At 57.7% G+C, this 24,599-nt stretch carries 21 protein-coding genes and 2 tRNA genes; 3 read left to right on the forward strand and 20 right to left on the reverse strand.

Features of this window, described 5'->3' with window-relative positions:
* Window positions 1-87 precede the first annotated feature (87 nt).
* The 10 genes from ACEE43_RS05410 to rpsB form a co-directional block, all read right to left on the reverse strand.
* Window positions 88-1,926, reverse strand: coding sequence for an ABC transporter ATP-binding protein (locus ACEE43_RS05410; protein ID WP_449107858.1), 1,839 nt, complete (start codon window positions 1,924-1,926; stop codon window positions 88-90).
* 187 nt (window positions 1,927-2,113) lie between these two features.
* The gene (locus ACEE43_RS05415) at window positions 2,114-2,380 is read right to left on the reverse strand and encodes a GlsB/YeaQ/YmgE family stress response membrane protein (RefSeq protein WP_135012796.1); all 267 of its coding nucleotides are present in this window, start codon (window positions 2,378-2,380) and stop codon (window positions 2,114-2,116) included.
* Window positions 2,381-2,601: 221 nt separating this feature from the next.
* Complete coding sequence (locus tag ACEE43_RS05420) at window positions 2,602-4,224, reverse strand: solute symporter family protein (RefSeq protein ID WP_449107859.1); 1,623 nt, start codon at window positions 4,222-4,224, stop codon at window positions 2,602-2,604.
* A 12-nt stretch (window positions 4,225-4,236) separates the two neighbouring features.
* A complete protein-coding gene (locus tag ACEE43_RS05425) occupies window positions 4,237-4,608 on the reverse strand; it encodes a DUF485 domain-containing protein (protein WP_237198475.1) in 372 nt (123 codons plus the stop codon).
* 127 nt (window positions 4,609-4,735) lie between these two features.
* Entirely contained in the window at window positions 4,736-5,329 is a 594-nt protein-coding gene (locus ACEE43_RS05430) for a DivIVA domain-containing protein (protein WP_449107860.1), read from the reverse strand.
* Window positions 5,330-5,362: 33 nt separating this feature from the next.
* Window positions 5,363-6,208 (reverse strand): phosphatidate cytidylyltransferase, encoded by an 846-nt coding sequence (locus ACEE43_RS05435; protein ID WP_185173304.1) that lies wholly within the window; start codon window positions 6,206-6,208, stop codon window positions 5,363-5,365.
* Window positions 6,209-6,214: 6 nt separating this feature from the next.
* A complete protein-coding gene (frr, locus tag ACEE43_RS05440) occupies window positions 6,215-6,772 on the reverse strand; it encodes a ribosome recycling factor (RefSeq protein WP_185173305.1) in 558 nt (185 codons plus the stop codon).
* Window positions 6,773-6,853: 81 nt separating this feature from the next.
* Window positions 6,854-7,594 (reverse strand): UMP kinase, encoded by a 741-nt coding sequence (gene pyrH, locus ACEE43_RS05445; protein ID WP_135012806.1) that lies wholly within the window; start codon window positions 7,592-7,594, stop codon window positions 6,854-6,856.
* Window positions 7,595-7,734: 140 nt separating this feature from the next.
* Window positions 7,735-8,565: a translation elongation factor Ts gene (gene tsf, locus ACEE43_RS05450; RefSeq protein WP_185173306.1), complete on the reverse strand. Its 831-nt coding sequence runs from the start codon at window positions 8,563-8,565 to the stop codon at window positions 7,735-7,737.
* Between the two features lie 123 nt (window positions 8,566-8,688).
* On the reverse strand, window positions 8,689-9,498 hold the full coding sequence (gene rpsB, locus ACEE43_RS05455; RefSeq protein ID WP_185173307.1) for a 30S ribosomal protein S2: 810 nt from the start codon (window positions 9,496-9,498) through the stop codon (window positions 8,689-8,691).
* 573 nt (window positions 9,499-10,071) lie between these two features.
* Between rpsB and ACEE43_RS05460 the strand changes: the two genes are divergently transcribed.
* Window positions 10,072-10,560, forward strand: a complete 489-nt coding sequence (locus ACEE43_RS05460) for a M23 family metallopeptidase (RefSeq protein ID WP_449107861.1) — start codon at window positions 10,072-10,074, stop codon at window positions 10,558-10,560.
* Here ACEE43_RS05460 and ACEE43_RS05465 read toward each other — a convergent pair.
* From ACEE43_RS05465 to ACEE43_RS05495, 7 genes are all read right to left on the reverse strand, one after another.
* Window positions 10,557-12,521, reverse strand: coding sequence for a S8 family serine peptidase (locus tag ACEE43_RS05465; RefSeq protein ID WP_449107862.1), 1,965 nt, complete (start codon window positions 12,519-12,521; stop codon window positions 10,557-10,559). The two genes, ACEE43_RS05460 and ACEE43_RS05465, sit on opposite strands and share 4 nt — an antisense overlap.
* A 247-nt stretch (window positions 12,522-12,768) precedes the next feature.
* Window positions 12,769-13,779, reverse strand: coding sequence for a hypothetical protein (locus tag ACEE43_RS05470; protein ID WP_449107863.1), 1,011 nt, complete (start codon window positions 13,777-13,779; stop codon window positions 12,769-12,771).
* Window positions 13,780-14,033: 254 nt separating this feature from the next.
* Window positions 14,034-14,107: transfer RNA gene (locus tag ACEE43_RS05475), tRNA-Ile, on the reverse strand.
* A 93-nt stretch (window positions 14,108-14,200) separates the two neighbouring features.
* Entirely contained in the window at window positions 14,201-15,688 is a 1,488-nt protein-coding gene (locus ACEE43_RS05480) for an LGFP repeat-containing protein (protein ID WP_449107864.1), read from the reverse strand.
* Window positions 15,689-15,950: 262 nt separating this feature from the next.
* Entirely contained in the window at window positions 15,951-17,159 is a 1,209-nt protein-coding gene (locus ACEE43_RS05485; protein ID WP_449107865.1) for a glycosyltransferase, read from the reverse strand.
* A gap of 213 nt (window positions 17,160-17,372) precedes the next feature.
* On the reverse strand, window positions 17,373-18,242 hold the full coding sequence (locus ACEE43_RS05490) for a phage holin family protein (RefSeq protein WP_449107866.1): 870 nt from the start codon (window positions 18,240-18,242) through the stop codon (window positions 17,373-17,375).
* A gap of 120 nt (window positions 18,243-18,362) precedes the next feature.
* Window positions 18,363-19,658, reverse strand: coding sequence for a M20 metallopeptidase family protein (locus tag ACEE43_RS05495; RefSeq protein WP_449107867.1), 1,296 nt, complete (start codon window positions 19,656-19,658; stop codon window positions 18,363-18,365).
* A 271-nt stretch (window positions 19,659-19,929) separates the two neighbouring features.
* Here ACEE43_RS05495 and ACEE43_RS05500 point away from each other — a divergent pair, with 271 nt between their 5' ends.
* Window positions 19,930-20,118, forward strand: coding sequence for a transposase-like zinc-binding domain-containing protein (locus tag ACEE43_RS05500; protein ID WP_449107870.1), 189 nt, complete (start codon window positions 19,930-19,932; stop codon window positions 20,116-20,118).
* Between the two features lie 48 nt (window positions 20,119-20,166).
* On the opposite strand, the gene ACEE43_RS05505 is transcribed toward ACEE43_RS05500, so the two are convergent.
* Window positions 20,167-21,383, reverse strand: a protein-coding gene (locus ACEE43_RS05505; protein WP_449122302.1) for an IS3 family transposase whose coding sequence is annotated in 2 segments (ribosomal slippage) — window positions 20,167-21,104 and window positions 21,104-21,383 — 1,218 coding nt in all. Because the reading frame shifts where the segments join, the coding sequence is not laid out codon by codon here.
* A gap of 57 nt (window positions 21,384-21,440) precedes the next feature.
* Here ACEE43_RS05505 and ACEE43_RS05510 point away from each other — a divergent pair.
* The gene (locus ACEE43_RS05510) at window positions 21,441-22,364 is read left to right on the forward strand and encodes an IS1249 family transposase (protein WP_449108342.1); all 924 of its coding nucleotides are present in this window, start codon (window positions 21,441-21,443) and stop codon (window positions 22,362-22,364) included.
* Between the two features lie 116 nt (window positions 22,365-22,480).
* On the opposite strand, the gene ACEE43_RS05515 is transcribed toward ACEE43_RS05510, so the two are convergent.
* Both ACEE43_RS05515 and dnaG read right to left on the reverse strand, forming a co-directional pair.
* Window positions 22,481-22,553 (reverse strand) — tRNA-Asn (locus tag ACEE43_RS05515).
* 96 nt (window positions 22,554-22,649) lie between these two features.
* Window positions 22,650-24,554, reverse strand: a complete 1,905-nt coding sequence (dnaG, locus tag ACEE43_RS05520; RefSeq protein ID WP_449108341.1) for a DNA primase — start codon at window positions 24,552-24,554, stop codon at window positions 22,650-22,652.
* Window positions 24,555-24,599: the final 45 nt, after the last annotated feature.

The raw sequence follows: 24,599 nt of genomic DNA on the forward strand, positions 1-24,599 counted from the left end.
AAGTTTTACACCCCGGTAGGTACCATCTAGGTCAGAAAAACCCACCTAGTTGATGGTCATTTCTGACCTAGATGGTACCTACCCCTTTTAGCCGACGATGTCGAAGCTCTGCAGCTTCTTCTTGCTAGCCTTACCGCCGCTGTTCTGCAAGCCCAGCAGTTCGGCGTAGATACCGCCGGAGGCCGCCAGCTCAGCAGGGCTGCCCACCTCGTCAATCCGCCCCTCCTTGAGGGTGACGATACGGTCCACCGTTGCGATGGTCGAGAGACGGTGGGCAATGATGAGGGAGGTTCGGCCCTCCATCAGCTCTTCCAGCCCCTTCTGTACAGCCCGCTCGGCCTTAGTGTCCAGGGCGCTGGTAGCCTCGTCAAGAATTAGAATCGGAGCGTCCTTGAGCATGGCTCGGGCAATAGCGATACGCTGCTTCTGGCCGCCCGAGAGCTTCAGACCGCGCTCGCCGATCAGCGACTCGTAGCCGTCCGCAAACTTCGAGATGAAATCGTGGGCGTTCGCCTTAGTGGCGGCCTCGATAATCTGCTCCCGGGTAGCGTCGGGGCGGCCGTAGGCAATATTCTCGGCAATGGTACCCGAGAAAAGCGAAGCGTCCTGGAAGACCATGCCAATCAGCGAGCGCACCTGCGCCAGGTCGCTGCCGGCAATGTCCATACCATCAACCAGTACCCGGCCCTCGCGCGGGTCATAGAGGCCTTCGAGTAGGGCCATGAGGGTTGATTTACCCCCGCCGGACTCCCCCACAAAGGCAATACGCTCACCGCGCTTCACCGCCAGATTAATCCCGTGCAGCACATCTGCTTCGCCCTCATAGCCGAAGGTTACTCCCTCAAAGCGGACGAGTTCGGCCCCGGGTTCAGCAGTGAGGCTGGCGGCAGCGGCGTCAGTAGCGGAATCCGGACGCGCCCCGGAAGCCCCGGCGGTAATGGCCAGGGCGCGGGCGTCCGACTGCCGTTCCATGACCTCGAAGTAGTCCTTAGAACCGGCAATAGCGCGCTGGGCGGTATCCACAATCCAGGAGAGCGAATTGATAGGAGCTACCGCCATGGCCAGAAGCTGAATGAGCAGCACCATGTCGCCGATAGTGAAGTCCCCGGCCAGGGTACGCAGGAAAATCAGCAGGTAGAGGGCGAAGAAAATGAGGTTGAGGAAGGACAGGCGGGCAACGTCCATGGAGTGCCAGAACTTAGACTGGGCGCGGGTGAGCCCGATGGTCTTCTCAAAGCGGCCACCGAAATCAGTGAGTTCTCGGCGCTCGCGGCCGAAGGACTTGACCACGCGAATCTGCCCGATAACTTCGGCAAAGCGGCCGGATGCGATGTCGATGTTCTCGTTCTTCTTGCCTTCCCAGACCTGCCATTTTTCGCTGGTTTTGCTGGTGAGCCAGAAGTAGACCGGGAAGATAATAAGGAGCAGCAGCCCTAGGGGCCAGTAGTAGAGGGAGCTAATCACGATCACCGACACGGTAGTGAGCACCAGGGAAATAAAGGTGTTGCTCATGGTCTTGACGAAGTTGGTGACTTCGGTGATGGAGCGGTTGAGACGGGCAATAATGGTGCCGGTCAGCTCGGTGTCGAAATAGGACAGGGGCAGGGAGAGCAGTTTCTCGTAGTAGCGCACCGACAGGATAGTACGCATGCGCTGACTCATCACATCACCAATGTAGCCACCAATGTTGGTGGTCAGCACGCTCACCAGCTGGGCTGCCAGGTAGGCAACCGCGAACCAGGCGATGGCTGTGCCGGTGGTGGGGGCTGAACCGTTCAGGTGCCCCACGACGGCATCGGTTGCCCCTGAAATAATGAAGGGGGCCAGCAGGGAGGTTGCGCTGGTAAGCACCGCACAGATGATGATTCCTACGAAGTAGGGCCACAGCTCTTGAGTAGCTCTAACGATTCTGGCGATACTTTTCATGAAAATCCCTACCTGCCGGTGTTCTTGTGGTGCCCCACTACCCTACCCCCGGCGTCCGCCCACATGGTTGAGGGAGCGGTGTTCTTTTGCCCACGCGGGTAGCACAAAGCCCCGGCGGGCGTCTTCGCCTTGGGTAAGGACGGACGCCCGCCGGGGCTTAGAGACTAAAGGGCTAGGCCGCTAGGGCTTAGGCCTTGTTCTTGGTGATAGCACCGTAGATCCAGAGGACCAGCAGGGAGCCTACAACTGCGGTGAAGAGGGTACCAATACCGACACCGCCGCTCATACCATCTGAGAGGAAGGGCAGGAAGGAACCGAGCCAGCCACCGAGCATAGCACCTACGATACCGAGCACCATGGTAACCAGGATGCCGCCGCCCTGCTTACCGGGCATAATCAGCTTTGCGATAGCACCTGCGAGGAGACCAATGATAATCCAACCGAAAATTGACATGTTTTCCTTCTTTCATAGGGTTACGGGGATGAGCCCGAATTGTTCAGTGTGCTTCTAGTTTATATCAAATTCCAAGATAAAGCTAAGCAAGCTACAAGTGTGTTGGCTTACCATTTCCCCGCGTTATACCCTCGACCTCACACAGAAACCCCCACCACCGACGAACCCTGCCACGGGTGGCCAGCAATGGGGGTTTACAGCGGGCGCGGGCCTACCGGCTCTTAGTGGTCGATAGCTCCTTCGGCTCCAACACCGGTAAGAGAGCGAACTTCCATCTCAGCCTGCTTGACCTCATCTTCCTTATCGCCACCGAGTGAGCCCAGGAAGCCCAGCAGGAAGGCTGCAGGAATCGCTACGATACCGGGGTTAGCCAGGGGGAACCAGGCAAAGTCAGCACCGGGAATCATAGAGGTCTCAGCACCGGACATCACCGGGGAGAAGATAATCAGGATCACCGAGATGCCCAGACCACCGTACATAGACCAGAGGGCACCGCGGGTCTTGAAGCCCTTCCAGAAGAGGGAGTAGACGATGGTGGGCAGGTTAGCCGAGGCAGCTACCGCGAAAGCCAGAGCCACCAGGAAGGCTACGTTCTGCCCCTGGGCGCCGATACCACCTGCAATGGACAGCAGGCCAATAACAACCACGGTGGTTTTTGCAACGCGGATTTCCTTGGCGGGGTCAGCGTTGCCCTTGCAGATAACGTTGGTGTAGATATCGTGGGCGAAGGAGGCGGACGCGGTAATCGCCAGACCCGCCACCACGGCCAGAATGGTTGCGAAAGCAACCGCCGCGATAACACCCATCAACAGGGAACCACCCAGCTCGAAGGCCAGCAAGGGGGCTGCCGAGTTGACGCCGCCGGGAGCTGCCTTGATGGCATCCGCACCCACCAGAGCTGCAGCGCCGAAGCCCAGCACCAGAGTGAAGAGGTAGAAGAGGCCAATCAGCACGATAGCCCACACCACAGACTTACGAGCTTCCTTGGCGGTGGGAACGGTGTAGAAGCGCATCAGAACGTGAGGCAGGCCAGCTGCACCGAAGACCAGAGCCAGGGAGAGAGAGATGAAGTCCAGCTTGGTCAAGTCATTTAGACCGTACTTGAGACCGGGCTCCAGAATAGCCGGGTTGCCGGAGGTTTCAACCGCCGAGCCGAGCATGGCAGAGAAATTGAAGCCGTAGATAGCCAGAATCCAGATGGTCATAATGGCAACGCCAGAGACCAGCAGAACTGCCTTAATAATCTGAACCCAGGTGGTACCCTTCATGCCGCCGATGAGCACGTACACAATCATGAGCACGCCCACGATAATGATGACCAGTGACTGACCAGCCTTGGAGCTAATACCCATCAGCAGGGAGACCAGGGCACCCGCACCGGCCATCTGAGCCAGCAGGTAGAAGAGGGTAACTGCCAGAGTTGAGATACAGGCAGCAATTCGAACGGGGCGCTGGCGCAGACGGAAGGAGAGCACATCCGCCATGGTGAACTTACCGGTGTTACGTAGGGGCTCAGCTACCAGCAGCAGCGCTACCAGCCAGGCAACCAGGAAGCCAATCGAGTAGAGGAAGCCATCATACCCCTGCAGGGCAATAGCACCCACAATACCCAGGAAGGAGGCAGCCGAGAGGTAGTCACCCGCGATAGCAAGACCATTTTGGGTACCGCTAAAGGATCGCCCACCGGCGTAGTAGTCTGCCGCGGTCTTGTTGTTCTTAGAGGCGCGAAGCACCACCACCATGGTGGCCAAAACGAAAGCCCCAAAAACCGCCATGTTCACCCAGGGGGTGCCCACGGTCTGAGTGCTAGCTTCAGCAGCCAGCAGAGTTCCTGTTGACGTCATGAGATCCACCCCTTAGTGAGTCTTATGGGCGTAGTGCCCTGATTCAATGTCAGCGCGAAGGCTGCTTGCGCGCGGGTCAAGCTTCTTGTTTGCAAAAGCCACATACCAGCCGGTGATGGTAAACGTGGTGACAAACTGCAAAAGACCGAAGATGATGCCGATATTGACGTTGCCCAGCACCTTGGTCGACATGAATCCGGGGGCATACACCGCCAGAATCACGTAGAGCAGGTACCAGACAAGGAAGGCCACGGTCATAGGAAAAACGAAGGACCTGTGGGTTGTGCGAAGCTCTTTAAACTCACCGCTATTCTGGGCGGCCCGGAAGTCAACGTGCTCAGCGTCAATAACGGGCTGGTGAGACTCGGGTGATGTGTGTGCCATCACTACCTCCTTTGTGTAACTGAACACACATTAGCCTGTTATCTGCATTACACACAAGTATCTAGACTAAAAAGTGCGGACCACCTGAAATATTTCAGGTGATCCGCACTCGACAGCTCTCATTGACCTACTGGGCAGTGTCTTTGAGGTACTCAATTGCTCGATCCAAGAAGGCATCGACCTGGGTTTCCTCGTAGCAGATATCCCCCGTTGCCGGGCTAAAAGCTGCCGCCCTGATATCAGCGGGGGCGAGGATGTCCGCCCCCTCCATGTGAGCAAAAAGCCGGTCACAGAGAGCGTCGACTTCTGCCGTGAAATACCCCTTGGTCAACTTTTTAGCGGGTCTGCGGAAGCGCTCGCCGGCAGGACGCTCGAGACGCCCGAGCAGGAGCTCCCGTAACTCTTGCACCGCCTGATCCCAGGTGTGCTGCCCGTACCGCTGCAGATACAGTTGCTTCTCTAGCTCACAGAAACGGTCTTCAACCTTATCGAGGGCAGCATCGACGTCCTGCGGGTCATAGCCCCCGCTCTCCCCCTTAAAGATGGCTTCACGCACCGTCCGGGAGGTATGTATGTCCTTGCCCAGCTCTGCGCCGGAAAGCATCAATTCATAGTCGTCGGCTAGGCGGGTGAAGAAGGAATCTACAGCAGCTACCGAGTACCCCTTCTCGTGGGAACTAACCCGGCGGAATTCACCGGAAGATTCAGCCTGATGTTTCATTGAGCCTCCAAATATCTGACAGCCCTCTGCCTCTTAGAAGAGAGCTGAGAGTACCGAGAAAATCACGTAGCCGATGGCGATAGCGAACACGATGGAATCCAGGCGGTCCATCACGCCACCGTGGCCGGGCAGAATATGCGACATATCTTTGATGCCGATTTCACGCTTGACCATGGATTCTCCCAGGTCGCCCGCTGTTGAAGCTACGACCAGGAAAATCGCCACAATCAGGCCGTACCACCAGGGGTCACCGATGAAGAGCGAACAGATAATGCCCACGATAATGGAGCCCACCATCGACCCGGCAAAGCCCTCCCAGGTTTTCTTGGGGGAGATTTTGGGGGCCATGGGGGTCTTGCCCCATTTCACGCCGGCGATGTAGCCCCAGGTGTCGTTGCCGATAGCCATGAGCAGAATCATGAGCACCTTACCGGGGCCCGATTCTTCGCGGTAGAGCAACAGGGCCAGGGAAATCATGAAGGGTACCCATGACATCACGAAGATGGAGCCCATAATCGACATAATCATGCCGTCTCGGTGCCCCACGATACGCCAGCCAATTAGCACCAAAATCGAGGCGACCACGGTAAAAATTAGCCAGGACCCGCCCCCGTAGTAGGCGGCAAAGGGCATGACAAAGGCTGTTGCAACGGCAGGAATAACGGGGATTCCCATGCCGCGTTTCTGGTTGAGCCCGTGGCAGACCTCCCAGGTACCTACCGACACGGCAGCAGCCGCCAGGAGCACAAGGATAAGAGGGACGAAAAACAAACCCACCGCCAGCAACGCGCCCAGCACGAGGCCGACGGTGATGGCGGCGGGTAGGTTCCTGCCGGCTTTAGAGGCCTGGGGCGGCTGTTCTTGAGATTGAACAGTCATTCGGATTTAGACCTCGAGCAGTTCAGCTTCCTTGGACTTCAGCAGCGCATCAACGGTGTCGATGTGCTTCTTGGTCAGGGCATCGAGTTCCTTTTCACCGCGTGCGCCCTCGTCCTCACCGATTTCGCCGTCCTTGACCAGCTTGTCGAGAGCAGTCTTGGCGTGGCGGCGGGTGTTGCGCACAGCAACGCGGCCTTCTTCAGCCTTGTGGCCTGCCATCTTGATGTATTCCTTGCGGCGCTCTTCGGTCATTTCGGGCATGACAACGCGCACAACGTTGCCGTCGTTAGCGGGGTTAGCACCGAGGTCGGAGTCGCGGATTGCCTTTTCGATGGCACCGAGGGCGCTCTTGTCGTAGGGGGTAATCAGGACGGTGCGAGCTTCGGGGGTCTGGAAGGACGCCAGCTGCTGCAGGGGGGTGGGTGCACCGTAGTAGTCTGCGGTGAGGTTTGCGAAGAGGGCGGGGTTAGCGCGTCCGGTGCGGATTGAGGCAAATTCGTTCTTGAGGGCCTCGACGGACTTGTCCATCTTTTCGCCGGCTTCGAGCAGGGTTTCTTCAACCATCTGTTGTTAGTCCTTTAGGGTTGTGCCCGTCAGTGGGCGCTGTATAGGTAGTCTCTATCTAGTCTAGTGGTCTTGGAGCCTTTAGGCAGTAACCAAGGTGCCAATCTCCTCGCCGAGGATGGCGCGAGCCACATTTCCCTCTCCCTGCATACCGAAGACGCGCATGGTGACGTTGTTGTCCTTGCAGAGGGAGAAGGCGGTCTGGTCCATGACACGGATGTTGCGCTTCAGGGCTTCGTCGTAGGTGAGCTTGTAGAGGCGCTCGGCATTGGGGTCCTTGTTGGGGTCGGCGGTGTAGATGCCGTCCACGCCGTTCTTGGCGACGAGGACCTCGTCAGCGTGGATTTCGAGGGCGCGCTGGGCTGAGACGGTATCGGTGGAGAAGTAGGGCAGACCTGCGCCAGCACCAAAGATGACGACGCGGTCTTTTTGCATGTGGCGGATAGCGCGGCGGGGGATGTAGTTTTCTGCGACCTGCTGCATGGAGATGGCAGACTGAACGCGGGTGTCGATGCCGGCCTGCTCAAGGAAGTCCTGCAGGGCAAGAGAGTTCATGACGGTGCCGAGCATACCGATGTTGTCGGCGCGGGAACGGTCCATGCCGGCCTCTGAGAGCTCTGCGCCGCGGAAGAAGTTACCGCCACCGACGACGACTGCGACTTCGACCTGGCCGATGGTTGAGGCAATCTGTTCTGCGATGCCGCGGACGACCTCGGTGGAGATACCGACTTCGCCGCCACCGAAGACCTCGCCGGAGAGCTTGAGTAGGACGCGGCGACGGCCGGTGTCGTCGCGGTGGATGGTTCGGGTTGACTCTGCCATGGTGGCCCTCCTGAAAAGGTCAAAAATTTTTTGCGGCATCCGTTGCGCGCTTTGTTTCTAGCATACGGCAAAGGGGAGCCCCTGTGCGGGGCTCCCCTGAGCTATGAGCTTTTTTGGTGCTCAATCACACCTGATGAGTATTAGGCGCCGACGCGGAAACGCTCGAAAGCGGTTGCGGTTGCACCGTTCTCCTCGAGAACTGCAGCTACAGACTTTGAGGAGTCCTTAGCGAAGTCCTGGTCGAGCAGGGTGTTTTCCTTGTAGAAAGCCTTGAGCTTACCTTCAACGATCTTGGGGATGATCTGCTCGGGCTTGCCTTCACCGCGTGCGGTTTCTTCAGCAACGCGCTTCTCGGCCTCGATGTCCTCAGCTGAGATGGAGTCTGAGTTGAGGTACTTGGGGCTCATTGCAGCGATGTGAACGGCTACGTCGTGAGCAACTTCCTCGGTGTTCTCGCCAGCTACTGCGAGCAGAACGCCAACCTGTGCGGGCAGGTCCTTGGAGGTCTTGTGCAGGTAAACTGCAACGTTCTCGCCCTCAACGCGAGCTACGCGGCGAACAACGATCTTTTCGCCGAGCAGGGCGCCTGCTTCGGTGGTGAGCTCGTCGACGGTCTTACCTTCGTAAGAAGCTGCCTTGAGTTCTTCCAGGGTGGAAGCGTTAGCGGCAACTGCTGCTTCGAGGACGTCGTTACCGAACTTGATGAAGGGCTCGGACTTAGCAACGAAGTCGGTTTCTGAGTTAACTTCGATCATGAAGCCGACGCCGTTTTCTACGCGTGCAGCAACGAGGCCTTCTGCGGTTGCACGACCTTCGCGCTTGGTGACGCCTTTGAGGCCCTTAACGCGGATGATTTCCATTGCCTTCTGCTGGTCGCCGTTGGCCTCGTCGAGGGCCTTCTTGACGTCGAGCATGCCTGCGCCGGTCTTTTCGCGCAGAGCCTTGATGTCGGCTGCGGTGTAGTTCGCCATGGTGAACTCCTTATATTTTGAACAGATTAGGGAAATCTATTGGGTTCCTGCCGGTATCTTCGGCAGAAGAGGTGAGAACGGCACCCACCGAATGTGGGCGGGTGCCGTTTCTCTTATGAGGCTTTACTTAGCTTCTTCAGCGGGTGCTTCTGCCTTAGCAGCTTCATGCTGCTCGAGCAGTTCGCGCTCCCATTCAGCCATGGGCTCTTCAGAAGCGTTAGCTGACTTGCCGGCCTTCTTGTTTTCGCGTTCCAGCAGACCTTCAGCAACTGCGTCCGCGATGACGCGGGTGAGCAGGTTGACGGAGCGGATTGCGTCGTCGTTGCCGGGGATGGGGAAGGAAACTTCGTCGGGGTCGCAGTTGGTGTCGAGGATAGCAACTACGGGGATGCCGAGCTTCTGAGCTTCGTCAACAGCCAGGTGTTCCTTCTTGGTGTCAACAACCCAGATCAGTGAGGGAGCCTTGGTGAGGTTACGGATACCACCGAGGGTCTTCTCGAGCTTCTCGTGCTCGCGACGCAGAAGCAGCAGTTCCTTCTTGGTGAACTGTGAGCCTGCAACGTCGTCGAAGTCGATCTGCTCGAGTTCCTTCATGCGCTCGATGCGCTTTGAAACGGTGGCGAAGTTGGTGAGCATACCACCGAGCCAGCGGTGGTTGACGTAGGGCATGTTCACGCGGGTAGCCTGCTCAGCAATGGCTTCCTGCGCCTGCTTCTTGGTACCAACGAACAGAACGGTGCCGCCGTGAGCAACGGTTGCCTTAACAGCTTCGTAAGCCTGGTCGATGAAGGCCAGTGACTGCTGCAGGTCGATGATGTAGATGCCGTTGCGCTCGGTGAGGATGAATCGCTTCATCTTGGGGTTCCAGCGGCGGGTCTGGTGACCGAAGTGGACACCTGAATCGAGAAGCTGACGCATAGTTACGACGGGCATGTCGTCTCCTTATGTATTAGGGGTGCCGGGCGGGCCCCTGATTCCAGGCTAGCTCCGCTCCGCGCATAGTAGTTATCGGTTTACATGTGGAGCATGTGGGCACAAGGCCCGCTCCCCTGGTAACGCTCAGACTTTTTCGTTGGAGTGACGAAGCTGTCTCAGACCTTCACCGGCCTGTGCCGGACCGAAAGTTCCTTATCAACTAAAGGCTAGTTGCTTCGCGTTACGCGACGTCAGACCCTGGGTGAAGCTCGCGTGAACGGCTCGCCAAGGAGGGGTCTCTATGTAAAGGGATTCCCCTTGCCCTTGCACTGCCTATTTTTGGGCAGGGCGCAGGGGCAAACTGCAATCAACAACTATACCGCATTATTGGGCTTTAATCACCGGGGTTTTGGCTCTTGTGGTGGCAGGTTTCCAGTGGTAAAGATAGTCGCAACCGACGGTTGACGCTGCCAGCGGTAAGGGGCGGGAATCAACCGGGAGGTTTTTGCTATGTCTGCTCTTGGATCGCCCTCGAGAGCTTGTATGAGGGTGCTGAGGGTCTGCTTGTGTGCCCTGTTCTTGGTGGGTGCTGTGGCACCTGCTGCTGTTGAGGGGCGGACGCCGCCCTGGCAGGCTCCGGTGGAGGGCCAGCTTGAGGTGCTGCGCGGCTTTGAGAAACCCGCCGTCCGCTGGTCTTCCGGGCACCGCGGGGTTGATCTGGCGCTGGGGCCAGGTGGGGACGTCCTTGCTCCTTATGAAGGTGAGGTAGTTTTTGCCGGCACCGTGGTGGATCGGCAGGTGCTCACCCTTGAGCACCCGGACGGGCGGCGGTCGTCCTTTGAGCCTGTCATGAACCCCCTACCGGTAGGTAGCCGGGTGCAGGCCGGGGACGCCATCGCCCAGCTAGATTCTGAGGTTCAGCACTGTGCCCCACGCTTTTGCCTGCACTGGGGTGTGAGGGAATCTGCCCCGGGCTCTGAAACAGCACGCAGGGGGCTCGATTACACGAACCCCCTGCTCCTACTGGGGCTTGAAGAGCCCAGCGTGCTACTGCCTATCGGCGATGATTTCTCTGCCTAGCGGATACGCTGTACCCCACCTTTGGCGGTCCACCGCACAACCGTGCCCTTGGTGAAGCTCACCGTCACTGACCCATCGGGGTGGGAAACCTCATCGGTAGTGGGGAAACCCAGCGATGATGTATAGCCGTTATTGACCCAGTACCAGTAGATTCCACCGTCTGCCACCAGAGTCTTAGCGCCCGTGGTAGGTGACCATACGAACAAGGTGCCTGCACCTGAAGGCGTCGTAAAGCGCTGCTGGGCGCCGCCACCGGGAACAGCTTGCTCATCGGTATCGGGGAAGCCATAGCGTGCAGTTCCACCTGCTGCTGTAAACCGGCCGCCAATAGCACCGGCCTCCCACACCACATGGGTTCGATGGTGTCGAGGGGTCCAGTAGAAGGCAAATCGACGCCCGTCAGCAAGAGCAAACTTCTGCATCGCACCACCGGTGATAGCAGTCTCTGCAAAGAGCGGGTACCCATACCCGTTCTCGTAGCCACCGGCTCGGTATCTTGCCCCGATACCTCCCGAGAAGTTCACGGGGTAGGCCCCAGTACGAGCAGTCCAGTAGATCGTGAAATTACGCGAGAAGTTCTGCCCCGCTCCCCCATCCCGTAGGGGAAATTCAGCACTCGTCGGCGTTCCAAAAGTAGCGGCTGCCCCGTGGGCATAGTAGTAGGCTCCGATAGCACCAATCAGCGGGAAACCGCGGGTATCTGCAACAGCTGAAACTGCACGAGGAGCGTTAACAAAACGGTACCCGTTGACGTTTGATCCGGTGTCCTTAAGAATGGTGCGAATCTGCTCTACGGTCAGGTTCGGGTTGCGTTCCTTCATCATAGCGATAATGCCACTCACGTGAGGGGCAGCCATTGAGGTGCCATTGAGCGGTCCGTACCCGGGCCCCACCTGGGTGTAGGCACCTGTATTCACAGTTGACCAGACATCTGATCCAATCGCACCGCCAGGGGCCAGCACATCAAGCATGGGCCCCCAGTTGGAGTAACCTGTCATCACGTTGCCGTTTGCGGTTGCACCGACCACGATAGCTCCCAGGCAGTTAGCCGGTGAGGTACCGACCGCGTTTGCCCCGAAGTTACCTGCGGCCGCAACGACCGGGACGTTCCGTGCATGAGCCGCGTTGATGGCGTCCTGCAGGACCCTGGGGCAGGTTGCCGAGTAGAAGCCCTCGGAGTAGTTAACGACGTGAGCCGGTGTGGGGTTAGCAGGTGCTCCGGGTACAGGCACACCGGCGCTCCAGGCAATGCCCGCTGCCTGGTCAGAAGTGTAGGCGCGGCCGTTGACACCCATAATGCGGGAATGCTGGATGCGAGCATTAGGGGCTACACCGGCTACTCCTGCCCCGTTATCGGTTGCGGCGGCAGCAATGCCAGCTACGTGGGTTCCGTGCCACATGGAACGGGGAACCTGGGGCCCCCAGTCGCCTTCATCGTTGGGGTTGGGGTCCCAGCCGTTACCGTCCCGGCTCTGGCCAGCCGAGACAAAGTCATAGCCGGGCAAGGTTTTAGCAGCCAGCTCGGGGTGCCAGGTCTGCCCGGTATCAGCGATACCGATGACGATGCCCTCACCGGTAGCGTACCGCCAGGCGCCGGGCGCGTCGATAGCTCGCATATTCCACTGGCGGCTAGCAAAGTAGGGGTCGTTAGGCGGGTTACGGGGAGTGGCTGCCTGGCCGGTTGTGATGATGAGATCAGGTTCAGCATATTCAACATCTGGTTGAGCTTCGAGTAAGTCAACAACCTGAGCCTGCTCGACCGGGTCAATCATCTCCTGAAGATCTACAACCTGAGCCTGCTCAACTGTCTCATGGGAGACCTCTGCGGTGTCTACGGCCGCAGTGGCATCAGCGACCTCATTCAGAATCTGGGCCTGTTCTTGGCCGTCTACCCCGTCCTTAAATTTCACCACCAGACGGTCAGTATCTGGTTCAGCTGTCGGCTGGTAGCGGGTGGTCATCTCACCTGCCGGGCCAGCAGACGGGCCACCGCTGACCTGCCCCTGGAATGCAGTGTCGCCACCTGCACCCTGAGGCGGGGCTGCCTGGGCCACAGTGGGTTGGGTCGCGAATAAAAAACCCGTTGCAAGCACCAAGGAACAAGTACCTGCAACGGACTGGAAAAACGACGAACGTGCCACGGTTACTCCCTCAAATGTGTGTGTTACTACACAGCATACGTTATGAAGGAGTTACCGGTTGCATGCTCTATGAGCGGGCGTAAGCTACCGGAGTAACGGCACCGGTCTCAGCTGACCAGACCAGCAGGGTTTCGGTTCCGTCAGCTGACCGGAAGAGCTGCTGGGCACCGCCTTCAATGCTGTATTCATTAGCTACCGGCTCGCCAAAGACATCGGCACCACCCTGAGCGTAGTAGTAGGCGCCAATACCGCCGATAAGCTTGGGTTCAACCTTGTCGAGGGCCTCTTCCAGAATCACAGGGAAGTCGTAGTTGTGGTGCTGGATGCCAGGTAGCACGGTGAAGTCTACGTTGTTGAAACCAGCAGCTGCGTAGACGTTGTAGCCGTTTTCTGCTGCCCCGTAGGCTGACCAGGCAATCGGCCAGGTTGCGCCCACGCCGTCCTCAGAACCGATATACCACTGCAAGGAGAAGTCCTGGGCGGTCTCTGAGGGCAGGGTCTGCATGCCGTTACTGTTACCGCCACCGACCATCACGGAGCCGCCGCCGGTGCGCCAGGCGTCCTGACTGTCAGCCAGCAGTTCAAAGCCGGTGATTTCAGCGCCGCCGGAGTGGCCGATGGTCCAGACGTTGGAGGAGTCCAGGCCTGCTTCAGCAATGAAAGAGCTAGCAAAAGAACGGAACCAATCACCGTTAGCGTCCATGGACTGCCACCAGGTGATGCCGTTACCGCTTGCGTCCTTATCGGGCGAGATGACGGGCACGAAAATCATGTTGCGCTCATTCGCTACCTCGGCCATACCGAGCAGCTGTGAGTTATTAGGGGAATGAACCTTGGACTGGTTAGTCTGCCAGTAGTCCCCGTCAAGGTAGAAGACAACGCCAACGGGCTGGGACCAGTCGATGTTCTCTGCATAAACGTGGTAGTTAGAGCTCACACCAGCTTCTGAGGTGTAAGTTGCGAACTGGGTGGTGCTTGTGGTTGCCTGAGCACTGGTAGTACCAGCAACGAGCAGGGAGCTAGCCAGCAGACCGGTGGCAAGGACGGGTGCGGCGGCGCGCTTGAGGGAAAAAGACATAGTTTCCTCTGATGTTAGGTGGGATGCGAGTGATGGAAAGTAAAAACTTTCCTCAGCAAATGTAGCACCCGGCCGGTAAGAGCGCGAGAACTGCGTGAGAATAGCCGGTGAACGGGGCGTGTCGTCCACGCCCTGGAATGGGGGGGCAGCAGGACGCCTCACCCGGTTTACGGTTCGTAGGCTGTAGTCAAGCCCTGGGTAGGGCATAAAAAACGCCTTGCCTTTCTGAAAACTGAAAAGCAAGGCGTTTATAGTAGGGCCGGCGGGGCTTGAACCCGCGACCAAGGGATTATGAGTCCCCTGCTCTAACCAGCTGAGCTACAGCCCCACAGCGCCAGGTTCTAGCGAACTGGCACTGCCTCTAAGAATACCGAAAAGTCAGGCAGAGACCAAAAACAGCAAGTCACGGTTCGCGAGAGCCTTAGCGGACTCGTTTCACCCCACCAGCCTCAGTCCATCGCAGCTCAACACCACTAGAAAACTTCAAAGTCACACTACCATCAGCCTGCACAGTCTCATCAGTTACAGGGAAACCCAAGGTACTTGTATAGCCATTATTGACCCAATACCAATAAAGCGCACCATGAGCAGCCACCTTACGAGTACCCGTAGCCGGTGACCAAACCAACCTAGTCTCCCAACCATTCTGCGCCCTGAACACCTGCTGCGCTCCCCCAGGAATAGCCTCTTCGTCAGTAAGCGGGAAGCCCAGAGTGGTAGCATGCCCCAAACCTACCCAGCGGCTAAAAATAGCACCCTTGCCGTTCATCGTCCGTGTTCCGGTAGCAGGTGACCAGTAGAAACGAGTTTCTTTCCCGTTAAGGCGGAACGTCTGACGCGCCCCATAAGCATAGGCGGTCTCGTCCTCACTGGGGAAGCCATAGGTGCCAGTGCCACCCTCTCGAGTAAAACGTCCACCGATACCACCGGCCTCCCACACCACATGAGTACGATGATGCTCAGGAGTCCAATAGAAAGCGAACCGACGCCCATCAGCAAGGGCAAACTTCTGCATCGCACCACCGGTGATAGCAGTCTCAGCAAAAACCGGGTACCCATACCCGTTCTCATAACCACCGGCACGGTACCTTGCACCAATACCACCTGAGAAATAAACAGGGTAGGCCCCGGTCCGCGGGGTCCAGTAGATAGTGTAGTTTTTTGCAAAAGTCTGGCCTACACCACCATCGCGCAAACGGAATTCAGCACTTGTGGGTGCCCCAAAAGTACCGGCTGCTCCGTGGGCGTAGTAGTAGGCACCGATAGCGCCGATGAGAGCGTACGGGGAACTTGCAGGACGCTGGGGAAGAGCGTTATCAAGAATGGATGCGAAGTTATAGTTGTAGTGGGTAGTACCTGGCAAAATTGTGAGCTGTGCGTTATTGAAGCCAGCTGATTTATACACGCGATGCCCGTCCTGAGCAGCACCTAAAGCTGACCAGGTTGCTGGCCAGGTAACGCCTTTGCCATCTAGCTCGCCCACGTACCATCGAAGTGAAAAGTTCTTTGCCCCGGAGGAAGGCCACGTCTGCATACCGTTGCTGTTACCGCCACCGACCATGATGGATCCGCCACCGCTACGCCATGAATCTTGCCGGTCCGCTAATAGTTCAAAACCGGTGATTTCGGCGCCACCTGAATAGCCAATAGTCCAGACATTAGACCGGTCAATACCGGCTGACTCGATAAAGTTCTTGGCGAAAGCACGGAACCAGTCACCGTTGTAGTTCATCGACTGCCACCAGGTTATGCCGTCGCCTGAAGCGTCTTTATCAGGTGAGATAACAGGAACAAAGACCATGTTCCGTTGGTTAGCTACCCGAGCCATCGCAGTTAAATCCGCATTGTTAGGGAAATAGACTTTGGACTGATCTGAAGTCCAGTAGTCACCATCAAGGTAGAAAACCACTCCTACCGGCCGTGACCAGTCAATATTGTTGGCATAGACGTGGTATTGAGAGCTTGTACCGTAAGCAGAAAAGGTTGCGAAGGTCCGATTCGTAGTTACGGCTTGTGCTTCTGATATTGGTGCAAGGCTTAAAGCGCTAACAGCCAGACCAGTCGTTACAAAGGTAGTGGTTACTTTCTTAAGACGAGAGAGAGAGAGAGAGAACAAAATGGTTACCTCTAGTAGTGTGTTTATATGGTATTTCTAGGCTTCTTCGATAAACCTAGCACCTACCGTCAAGAAACTCTCGATACAAGTTGTCAGACACGTACAGGGATTCGAAAGTCTCCCAGGTTTTCTCAGCGGCATGACGGGCTACCATCTGGTGGGAGTACTCCCCCATGGCTTTGCGCTCTTCTTCAGGCAAGTTCAAGACATCAGCAAGGCGGGCAGCCAACTCAACGGTATCTCCCGGTGTAAAGAGGTAACCGTTCTTGCCCTGATCCACCAGGTGCGGCAACGCCAGAGCATTAGCAAGAACCACCGGCTTAGAAGCACTCATAGCTTCGAGGGTCACAAGCGACTGCAGCTCAGCTGTACCGGGCTGGCAGAACACGTCGGCACGCAGGTAGCCCGCGCGAAGTTCCTCATCGGACACATACCCCAAGAAACGCACCCGGTCAGCCACACCGCATTCTGCGGCCTTGGCCTGCAAGTCAGAAAGAATCTCGCCGGTTCCAGCAATCTCAAGCACAGTTTTTTGCCGCAGCTCAGCAGGAAGAAGCGAAAAACCCTCAATGAGCACATCGATATTCTTCTCAACGGCCAGGCGCCCGGCAAAGAAAATCGTCAGTTCACCGGCAGACTTCTCAACAGTCTCCCCCGGCGCAAGCTCATAGTCAGAACTCTGAATGCCGTTAGACACCGGCATCACGGGGCGGCGGAACTTACCGGCGCTTTCCATGGCGTCAGCACCGATTTGGGTGGGAGTAGTCACCACAGCAGCCCGGTTGAGCACCCGGCGCATATCAACCCACGAAGCCTTAACCACCAGCTCATTACCAGCCTTACCGAACGGTAAGAAGGGGGTGATGTTTTCGGGCATCACGTGGTTGGTCGCGATAACTCGTACACCGCGTTTAGCGCCGATACGGGCCAGCACCCGCCCAATGATGTAGTGGCACTGAATGTGAATAACGTCGGGCTGAATCTCCTGCACCAGACGATCAGCCTCAGCGTAAATCTCCCAGGGAAAGTTCAGGCGCATGTAGGGGTGAGTAATCACCTTGTGGGAGCGCATACGGTGCTCCACGATGCCGTCCACCGTATGACGGCTGGTCACGCCTTTCTCCTGCTTGGGAGCCATCACGTGCACGGTATGGCCGCGAGCCACGAGGGCGTGAGCAAGGCGGGATGAGAACTGGGCAGCCCCGTTGATGTCGGGCGGGTAGGTATCGGCGCCAATGAGGACGGTCAGGGGCTTATCAGCCATGCAGGGGCCCTTTCGAGGTCTCTTCGTTCAGTGTCACACTGACCTTACAGGGTTTTCGGTAGCTCTGCATCAGCCCGGCGGCGGATTCGGCGGGGCTCACAGGCGTCCGCGCCCCCTACTGGTCCAAAAAGCCAGGCCCGCTCCGGCGGTTCTGCCGGGGCGGGCCTGGGTGCAAGGACGCTTGTGCCGCCTCATCTGAGGCAGGGCAGGGTCTTACTTGCGGCGGCTAATGAGCTTGCCGAGGAAGACGAAGAAGGCTCCCAGGGAAGCTGCCAGGGTTGCAAAAGACTTCCAGTGGGCCTGCAGGGTCTCGGGGTTCGAGGCGTTTGCGGCCAGCTTCTTGCCACCGTCAACGGCGGTAGCAGGAGCGTTCTTTGCGGAGGTCTTGGCGTTCTGCACCAGGCCCTGGGCACCGGCCTGCACGTCGCGTGAGTAGGTCTCGATGTCGTCGCGCAGGGTCTTGAGGTGCTCGCGGCGCTGCTTGGTGCGCTGCAGGAGCTGTTCCTTGTTGGGGGCGGGGGTAGCAGGTGCCTGCTGCTCGCCGCCGTCCTTCTTCTCCTCTGCCTTCTGCTCGGCCTTCTTGGCTTCGGCCTTCTCAGCCTGCTCGCGCTTGAGGCGCTTGGAAGTCATGGCGGAGCCTTCCTTCAGCACGCCCAGGTCGTAAAGCAGACCAAAGATAGCTGATTCAGGCTTGAAGGGCAGCTGGGCCTTAATCATCTTGAAGCCGACCAAACCGGCAATGCCGGCAAGGAGCAGGAAAAGCACGAACAGAACCAGAGCTGCCGCCCAGTTAGGCATGATGGAGGCCAGGCCAACGTAGGCCAGGATGACCAGGGCAACAGCCATGAAGAGAGCGAAGACCAGGGCTATTGCGGCAACCGCGGCGCCCTTGCCCAGGGCGATGCCCTTTTCTTTGACCTCAATCTTGGCAATCTGGATTTCGTCTTTGAGCTGCTTAGGGGCTAGGTTGGTGAGCACCTTGCCCGCGTCAGCCACGTTCGTCACGCTAGCTTTGATGTTGTTGAAGCCGGCGCGCAGACCCTGGGCCCGGCGTGAGCCGTTCAGGTCGTTAGGAGTGGTCATGTGCCACCTCTCTCTGTGTCGATAAGCGTGCTTGCGTATTACGTGTACCAAATAGTAAGTTTACCGGCTTTTAGGGGCTTGTGGCGACTGCGCCCCGATTTGTGATGTGATTATTGGTTCTTAGTCTTGCGTTGTTTCAAGATGGGCCAGCGCAACCGCAAGGTGCATTCGGACGCCGGTGATGAGGGCTTCGTCGTTAGCGTAGAAACGCGGTGAGTGATTGGGAGCAAACCCGCGTCCACCGTCAACAGGTTCTGGCATTGCACCCGAGCCGAACTTCACGTCCTGCACACCGAGCAGGGCATACATACCGGTGTACCGGTTAATGAACTCAGAGACGTCGTCGTACCCCAGTGACGCTGGCGCTGCAAAGACATGATCCGGGTCTGCCGCTGCGCTTTCCAAAGCAGGGCGCAAGACCTCGACCGTTTCAGGCGCGTTAACCACAGCCGGAATTTGCTGCAAGAACTCAACGGTAGCTGTACAGTCATAGGCTTCTGCGATGTGGGTAGCGGTACGGGCTATCTTGGTGTTAACGGCGTCCATCAGTCCGTCTTTGAGACAGCGCACGGTGCCCCAGAGGGTTACTTTTTCGCCGATGATGTTGAAACGCCCCTGGTCTTCAACATGGCCAATGGAAATAGTAAACGCATCTTTGGCATCTATCTGGCGGTAGATTTGCCCCATGGCGCTGATGATGTCTGCAGCTGCTGGCATCGGATCTCGCCCCGCCCACGGCGATGAGCCGTGCACCTGTTCACCGCGCACGGTTATCTTGACCATTTCAGATGAAGCGTGCTGCACGCCCGAGGCCCACCCCACATAGCCGCTTGGTGCAGGAATCACGTGCATACCAAAGGCCAGAGTTGGCTGGGGGTCAAGGGAGTCAAAAGCCGCGTCAGTCAGCATGTGGGCAGCACCGCCCTCTTCTTCCACCGGGGCACCTTCTTCTGCTGGCTGGAATACGAAGTAGATTGTTCCGGCGAGTTCCTCTCGGTGCTCTGCGAAGGTACGCGCTGCACCCAAAAGCATGGCGACGTGGCAGTCGTGACCACAGGCGTGGGCAACGGGAAAAGGGCCACCGGGGTAGTTTTCATCTACTTCTTCAGAGGCATAGGGCAGGCCGGTTTCTTCTTTGACAGGCAGGCCGTCCATGTCCGCCCGTAAGAGAACAGCCTTTTCTGAGTGGGTACTTCCTCGCAGGGTAGCGATGATTCCGGTTCCGCCGATGTTTTGCTGTATGTCAGTATCTGCGAAGCCCATATCTTTGAGGCATTCAACGATGTAGGCCGCTGTTTTTGTCTCGCGGTTTGAAAGTTCGGGGTGCTGGTGAAGGTGGTGACGCCAGGTGATGACGTCTTTCTCGTTTCGAGCGGCGGTGGCGTAGAGGTCGTTTAGAAGTTGCTGGTCAGACATTTCCTATTCCTTCATCTATGAACTATGTAACAGTTCACATACTACGCCTCTTCGCGCGAAGCCACCACCCTTAGTCGACACAAGACAAGGCTTTAAGTAAATGTGGCACCGATCCCCAGATGTGGCAGTGGCGCCGTAACATTTGGGGGTAATAGGCAGAAAAGTGTGTCCCCAACACCCCCACAACCCAATCAACACAAGGCAACCAACCCCACAAGTTAGCCCCACAAGCTAACCTAAACCAAGTGAGCCCAAAAACCCCACATGCCTGATATGCAACCAACGAACCAAACGCAACGGCACCACCAGCGCAGGAACCACACGCTACCGCTGCACCCACTGCGGCGCCAGCAGAACCATCAAACGCCCCACCAGCACACGAAAACACCAGCTAGCAGCCTTCATCACCTGGCTCACCAGTAAAAACACCCAGCACCACACCACCCTAGGAGCTGGATGATATGTACTGGCTTTCGGTCACACTCACCACCCAATAGATTCACATACTTTACGCAACATCGACTAACGCACCATCAACCACCTCCTGCGGAGTCCGATAACCAAGAGACGCATGCAACCGCCGCTGATTCCACCAGTACACCCAACCCGCCGTAGTAGCCTCCAACTGAGCAACAGATTCAAAGAACCGGCCACGCACCAGCTCAGCTTTATAAGCCCCATTCACCGACTCAGCCAAAGCATTATCGTATGAATCTCCAGTAGATCCTACAGACAACTGAACACCCAGCCGCCTCAACTCACGCGTGTAATCATCAGCAAGATACTGCGAACCACGGTCCGAGTGATGCACCACCTGCGTCAAATCAGACCCTGACCGCCTGGCTTCAAACAAAGCCTGCTTCAAAGCCATCAGCGGCATCCCCAGCGTATGCATACTCGAGGAAACACCCCAACCCACAATCTTTCGACTGAACACATCAGTGATGAAGGCCGTGTAGCAGAAGCCACTACCTGTGCGCACATAGGTGAAGTCCGCGACCCACAAGCGGTTCGGCGCTTTAGCGGTGAACTGGCGGTTGACCAGATCAGGGCGGTGATCAGGAGCCTTGGTAGCCCTGGTGGTCACAGGCTTACGGCCCCGATGCACACCCTGAATACCAGCTGCACGCATGAGCCGGTAGGTTTGGTCCCGGCCAATAGCCCAGCCTGCCCGTTTCATGGCCTGCCACATTTTGCGCACACCATAGACTCCATAGTTCTCCTGGTAGATTCTTACCAGTTCGGGGATGAGCAGCTGGTCGGAGAGTGACCTGGCTGAAGCGACACGGCTCATTGCGCGGTAATAGCCGCTAGCCGTCATGAAGCCACCATCAAGATGCTCGGATAGGACTCGGCAAATGGGCTCGACCCCGAAAAGATCCTTATAAGTGTTGATGAATCGGATCATCATCGGGCCGGTGCCTCGAGCTCGGCTGCGAAAAAAGCTGAGGCGGTTTTCAAAATCTCGTTGGCCCTGCGTAGTTCCGCGTTTTCTCGTTTTAGGCGTCTGATTTCGGCCGCCGCGTCACTCGTAGTAGTGATTTCTTTGCCGGTGTCGAGGGCGGCGTTGTTGCACCAGCGGGCCAGAGTGTTGTGGGAAATTCCTAGCCGAGGGGCGATGTCTTTGATTGCTGCGGTTATGGACGGGGCGTCGGGGTGGTTCAGTCGGTCACCGACGAGTCGTACCGCTCGTTCTTTGAATTCTTGGGGGTATTTGTTGGGCATGGTTTTATTATTCCTTCCGGTGGGGTGTGGGTGGAAGGTGTGGACTGAACCCAGTACATATCAGGACGAACCTTCCGCGCCAATACCGCCTGGTGCTGGAACATCACCCCACCCATCAAACAAACAGGCCAAATCCACCACGAAATCCAACTCGACGGTATCTACATCAGCGGCATGGTCTGCATCATCGCCTACAACCAAACCGTTGGTGTCATCGACTACCAATGGGCTAAAAGCGAGAACACCGCAGCCTACCAAGCTTTACTCTCACGCATCCCAGCCCCAGATGTAGCCATCGTAGATGGCGGTTCTGGCTTTGCCAGCGCCGCCAAAACATGTTGGCCAGATACCCGGATTCAACGCTGCCTATTGCATGTGTACCGGAATACTAAAACCCTTCTCACCAGCGCCCCACGCACTGAGGCTGGCAAGTCCTTACTGAAGATTTCTAGGGCTCTTCTACGAGTAACCAGCTTGGACGAGGCAGCAATCTGGTCAGCTTCTTTAGCCTCCTGGCACGGGCAGTATCAAGGCTTTATCAAGGAGAGAACCTGGTTAGCTGATGGTTCTTGGCAGTACACGCACCCCCGGGTGCGTACTGCCTATAGGAGGCTTGAGCGTTTGGTGAAGCAAGGTGTTGTGTTTACTTTTCTGGATCCGGATTTGCTCAGGGAGGGTTCTATTTCTCGTACCACGAATCACATAGAAGGCTATAACGCGAAAATTCGTGCCATGTTGCGGGAACATCGTGGAATGCCGGTGGAGCATCAGTGGCGGGCTGTGGGGTGGCTCTTGTGGGTGGATGCGGCTTGGGGTGCCAGTGTTGATGAGGTGATTAGGTTGGAGCCGGTGCCGGTGGTTGCTCTTGGTGGTCGGAGGAAGGAGGCTGCTGTGGGGCGTTCTTTGGATGAGGTGCGGGGTGTGTTTGTTGTGGGTGAGGGTGTGGTGGTGCGGCGTGGTTGGGGTGGTCGTGGTGGGTGACGCGCCCGGGGTGGGACACACTTTTCTGCCTATAACCCACATTTGGGGACCAGCGCCACAGATAGAGAGCGTAAGCATACAAAAAAGCCCGGCCATAAGACCGGGCTGTTTATTTGCTCCCCCGACTGGACTCGAACCAGTAACCCTTCGATTAACAGTCGAATGCTCTGCCAATTGAGCTACGGGGGAATGCTGTTTGCTTTGTTTCCATCGCTGCAACGAGTAATAACTTTACACGGGGTTTTCACCCCGTGCAAATCGAGATTGAGTTAACTGCATCACACCTTAGTCTTGGCCTTGCATTTTGCTGCGGCGGCGGAGTTCGAGGGTGAGGAGTTGCTGTTGGATCTCCCGGTAGGCCTCGGCGTTGTCCTGGGGCGATAGGCGCTGGAGCTGCATGAGGAGGTCCGATTTTTGCCGGGTGATTTCTTGTTCGAAGAGGCGGTTGAGTATGTCGCGGGAGTAGCGATTGAGCTGGTCATCGGTACGGGCTGGGATGGGGGCGACAGTCAGTTCTGCGATAAGGGGGTGGACGGGCTCGGGTGCGTGGGCTCGCACAGTATTGACCCAGGTTGCGCCGGGTTCGGGGGCGATGGTGGAGGCGGCTCCAATGATGCCCTGGGCGATGCCGCTGTGGGCCCGGTAGCGGTAGTGCACGGTGGCTAGTTCCTGCCACTGTTCAAGGGAGAGGTACTGGGGGTATTGCAGCACAATTTCGAGGGCTTCGCGCTCAGTGCGGGCTGCGGGGTCTCGCAGGTCGGGTAGCTCGTAGGGGTCTTCTACGGGGGCGGGGGCTTCTTCTGCTGCGATTCGGGCGGCGCGTTCTGCTTCTGCTGCTTCGGCTCGCTGGCTGGCGGACGCCTGCGGATTGGCTGCTGCAGCGCTCACAGCTCGTTGGACTTCGGCTGCGTCGAGCCCTAACTGCCCGGATACTTGCCGTACGTAGGCGGGGCGCAGGGCGGCGTCCTTGATTCCGGCGATGATGGGGGCGATGGCGCGCATGCCGCGCACGCGCCCTTCGAGGGTTCCCAGGTCGTAGTTGGCGAGAGTGGCGTCGATGGCGAATTCGAAGAGCGGACGCCGGGAGGCGATGAGGGAGCGTACGGCGGCGTCCCCGCGGGCTAGGCGCAGGTCGCAGGGATCCATGCCGTCTTTGGCGACGGCGACGAAGGTTTGGGCGACGAACCTCTGGTCTTCTGAGAAAGCAGCCAGGGCAGCTTTTTGACCGGCGGCGTCCCCGTCGAAGGTGAAGATAACTTCGCCGCCGGTGCCGTCGTCGGAGATAAGGCGGCGGACGATTTTGATGTGGTCGGTACCGAAGGCGGTGCCGCAGGTGGCTACGGCGGTGTCGATGCCGGCCAGCTGGGCTGCCATGACGTCGGTGTAGCCCTCGACGACCACAATCTGCTTCTTCTTGGCGATAGGGCGTTTGGCCAGGTCAAGCCCGTAGAGAACCTGTGATTTTTTGTAGAGGGCGGTCTCGGGGGTGTTGAGGTATTTGGGCCCCTGGTCGTCATCGAAGAGGCGGCGAGCGCCGAAGCCGATGGTTTCGCCGGTGATGTTGCGGATGGGCCAGATGATACGCCCGCGGAAGCGGTCGTAGAGGCCCCGCTGCCCCTCTGAGAACATGCCGGTCTCGCGGAGCTCGTCAGTGGTGAAGCCCTTGTTCATCAGGTATTTGAGCAGGTTATCCCAGCCGCGCGGGGCAAAGCCTACCCCAAATTTTTGGGTGGCAGTCGGGTCAAAGCCACGGGCACCTAAGAACTTCTGAGCCTCCACGGCGGCGGGGGTGTAGAGGTTTTTCTGGAAGAACTCAGCAGCGATTTTGTGGGCATCGAGCAGACGCTGGCGGCGGCCTACCTCTTCGCGGCTCATGCCGCTTCCCTGCTCGTAGTGCAGCTCGTAGCCGATGCGGGCGGCTAGTTTTTCGACGGTTTCGGTGAAGGAGGTGTGGTCCATTTCCATGAGGAAGCTGATCACATCGCCCGATTCACCGCAGCCGAAGCAGTGGTAGGTGCCCATCTGGGGTCGCACGTGGAAGCTCGGGGTGCGCTCATCGTGGAAAGGGCACAGGCCCTTAAAAGAGCCGATACCGGCGGATTTGAGGGTCACGTACCCTTCGATGATTTCGCGGATGTCGGTACGGGTGCGTACCTCGTCAATGTCTTCTCGTTTGATTAAGCCTGCCACGGGTTCAATTCTAGTCGGGAGCGTCAAGCCGGGGACTCGGGAGTT

The organism is Rothia sp. 11254D007BW, from assembly GCF_053548195.1.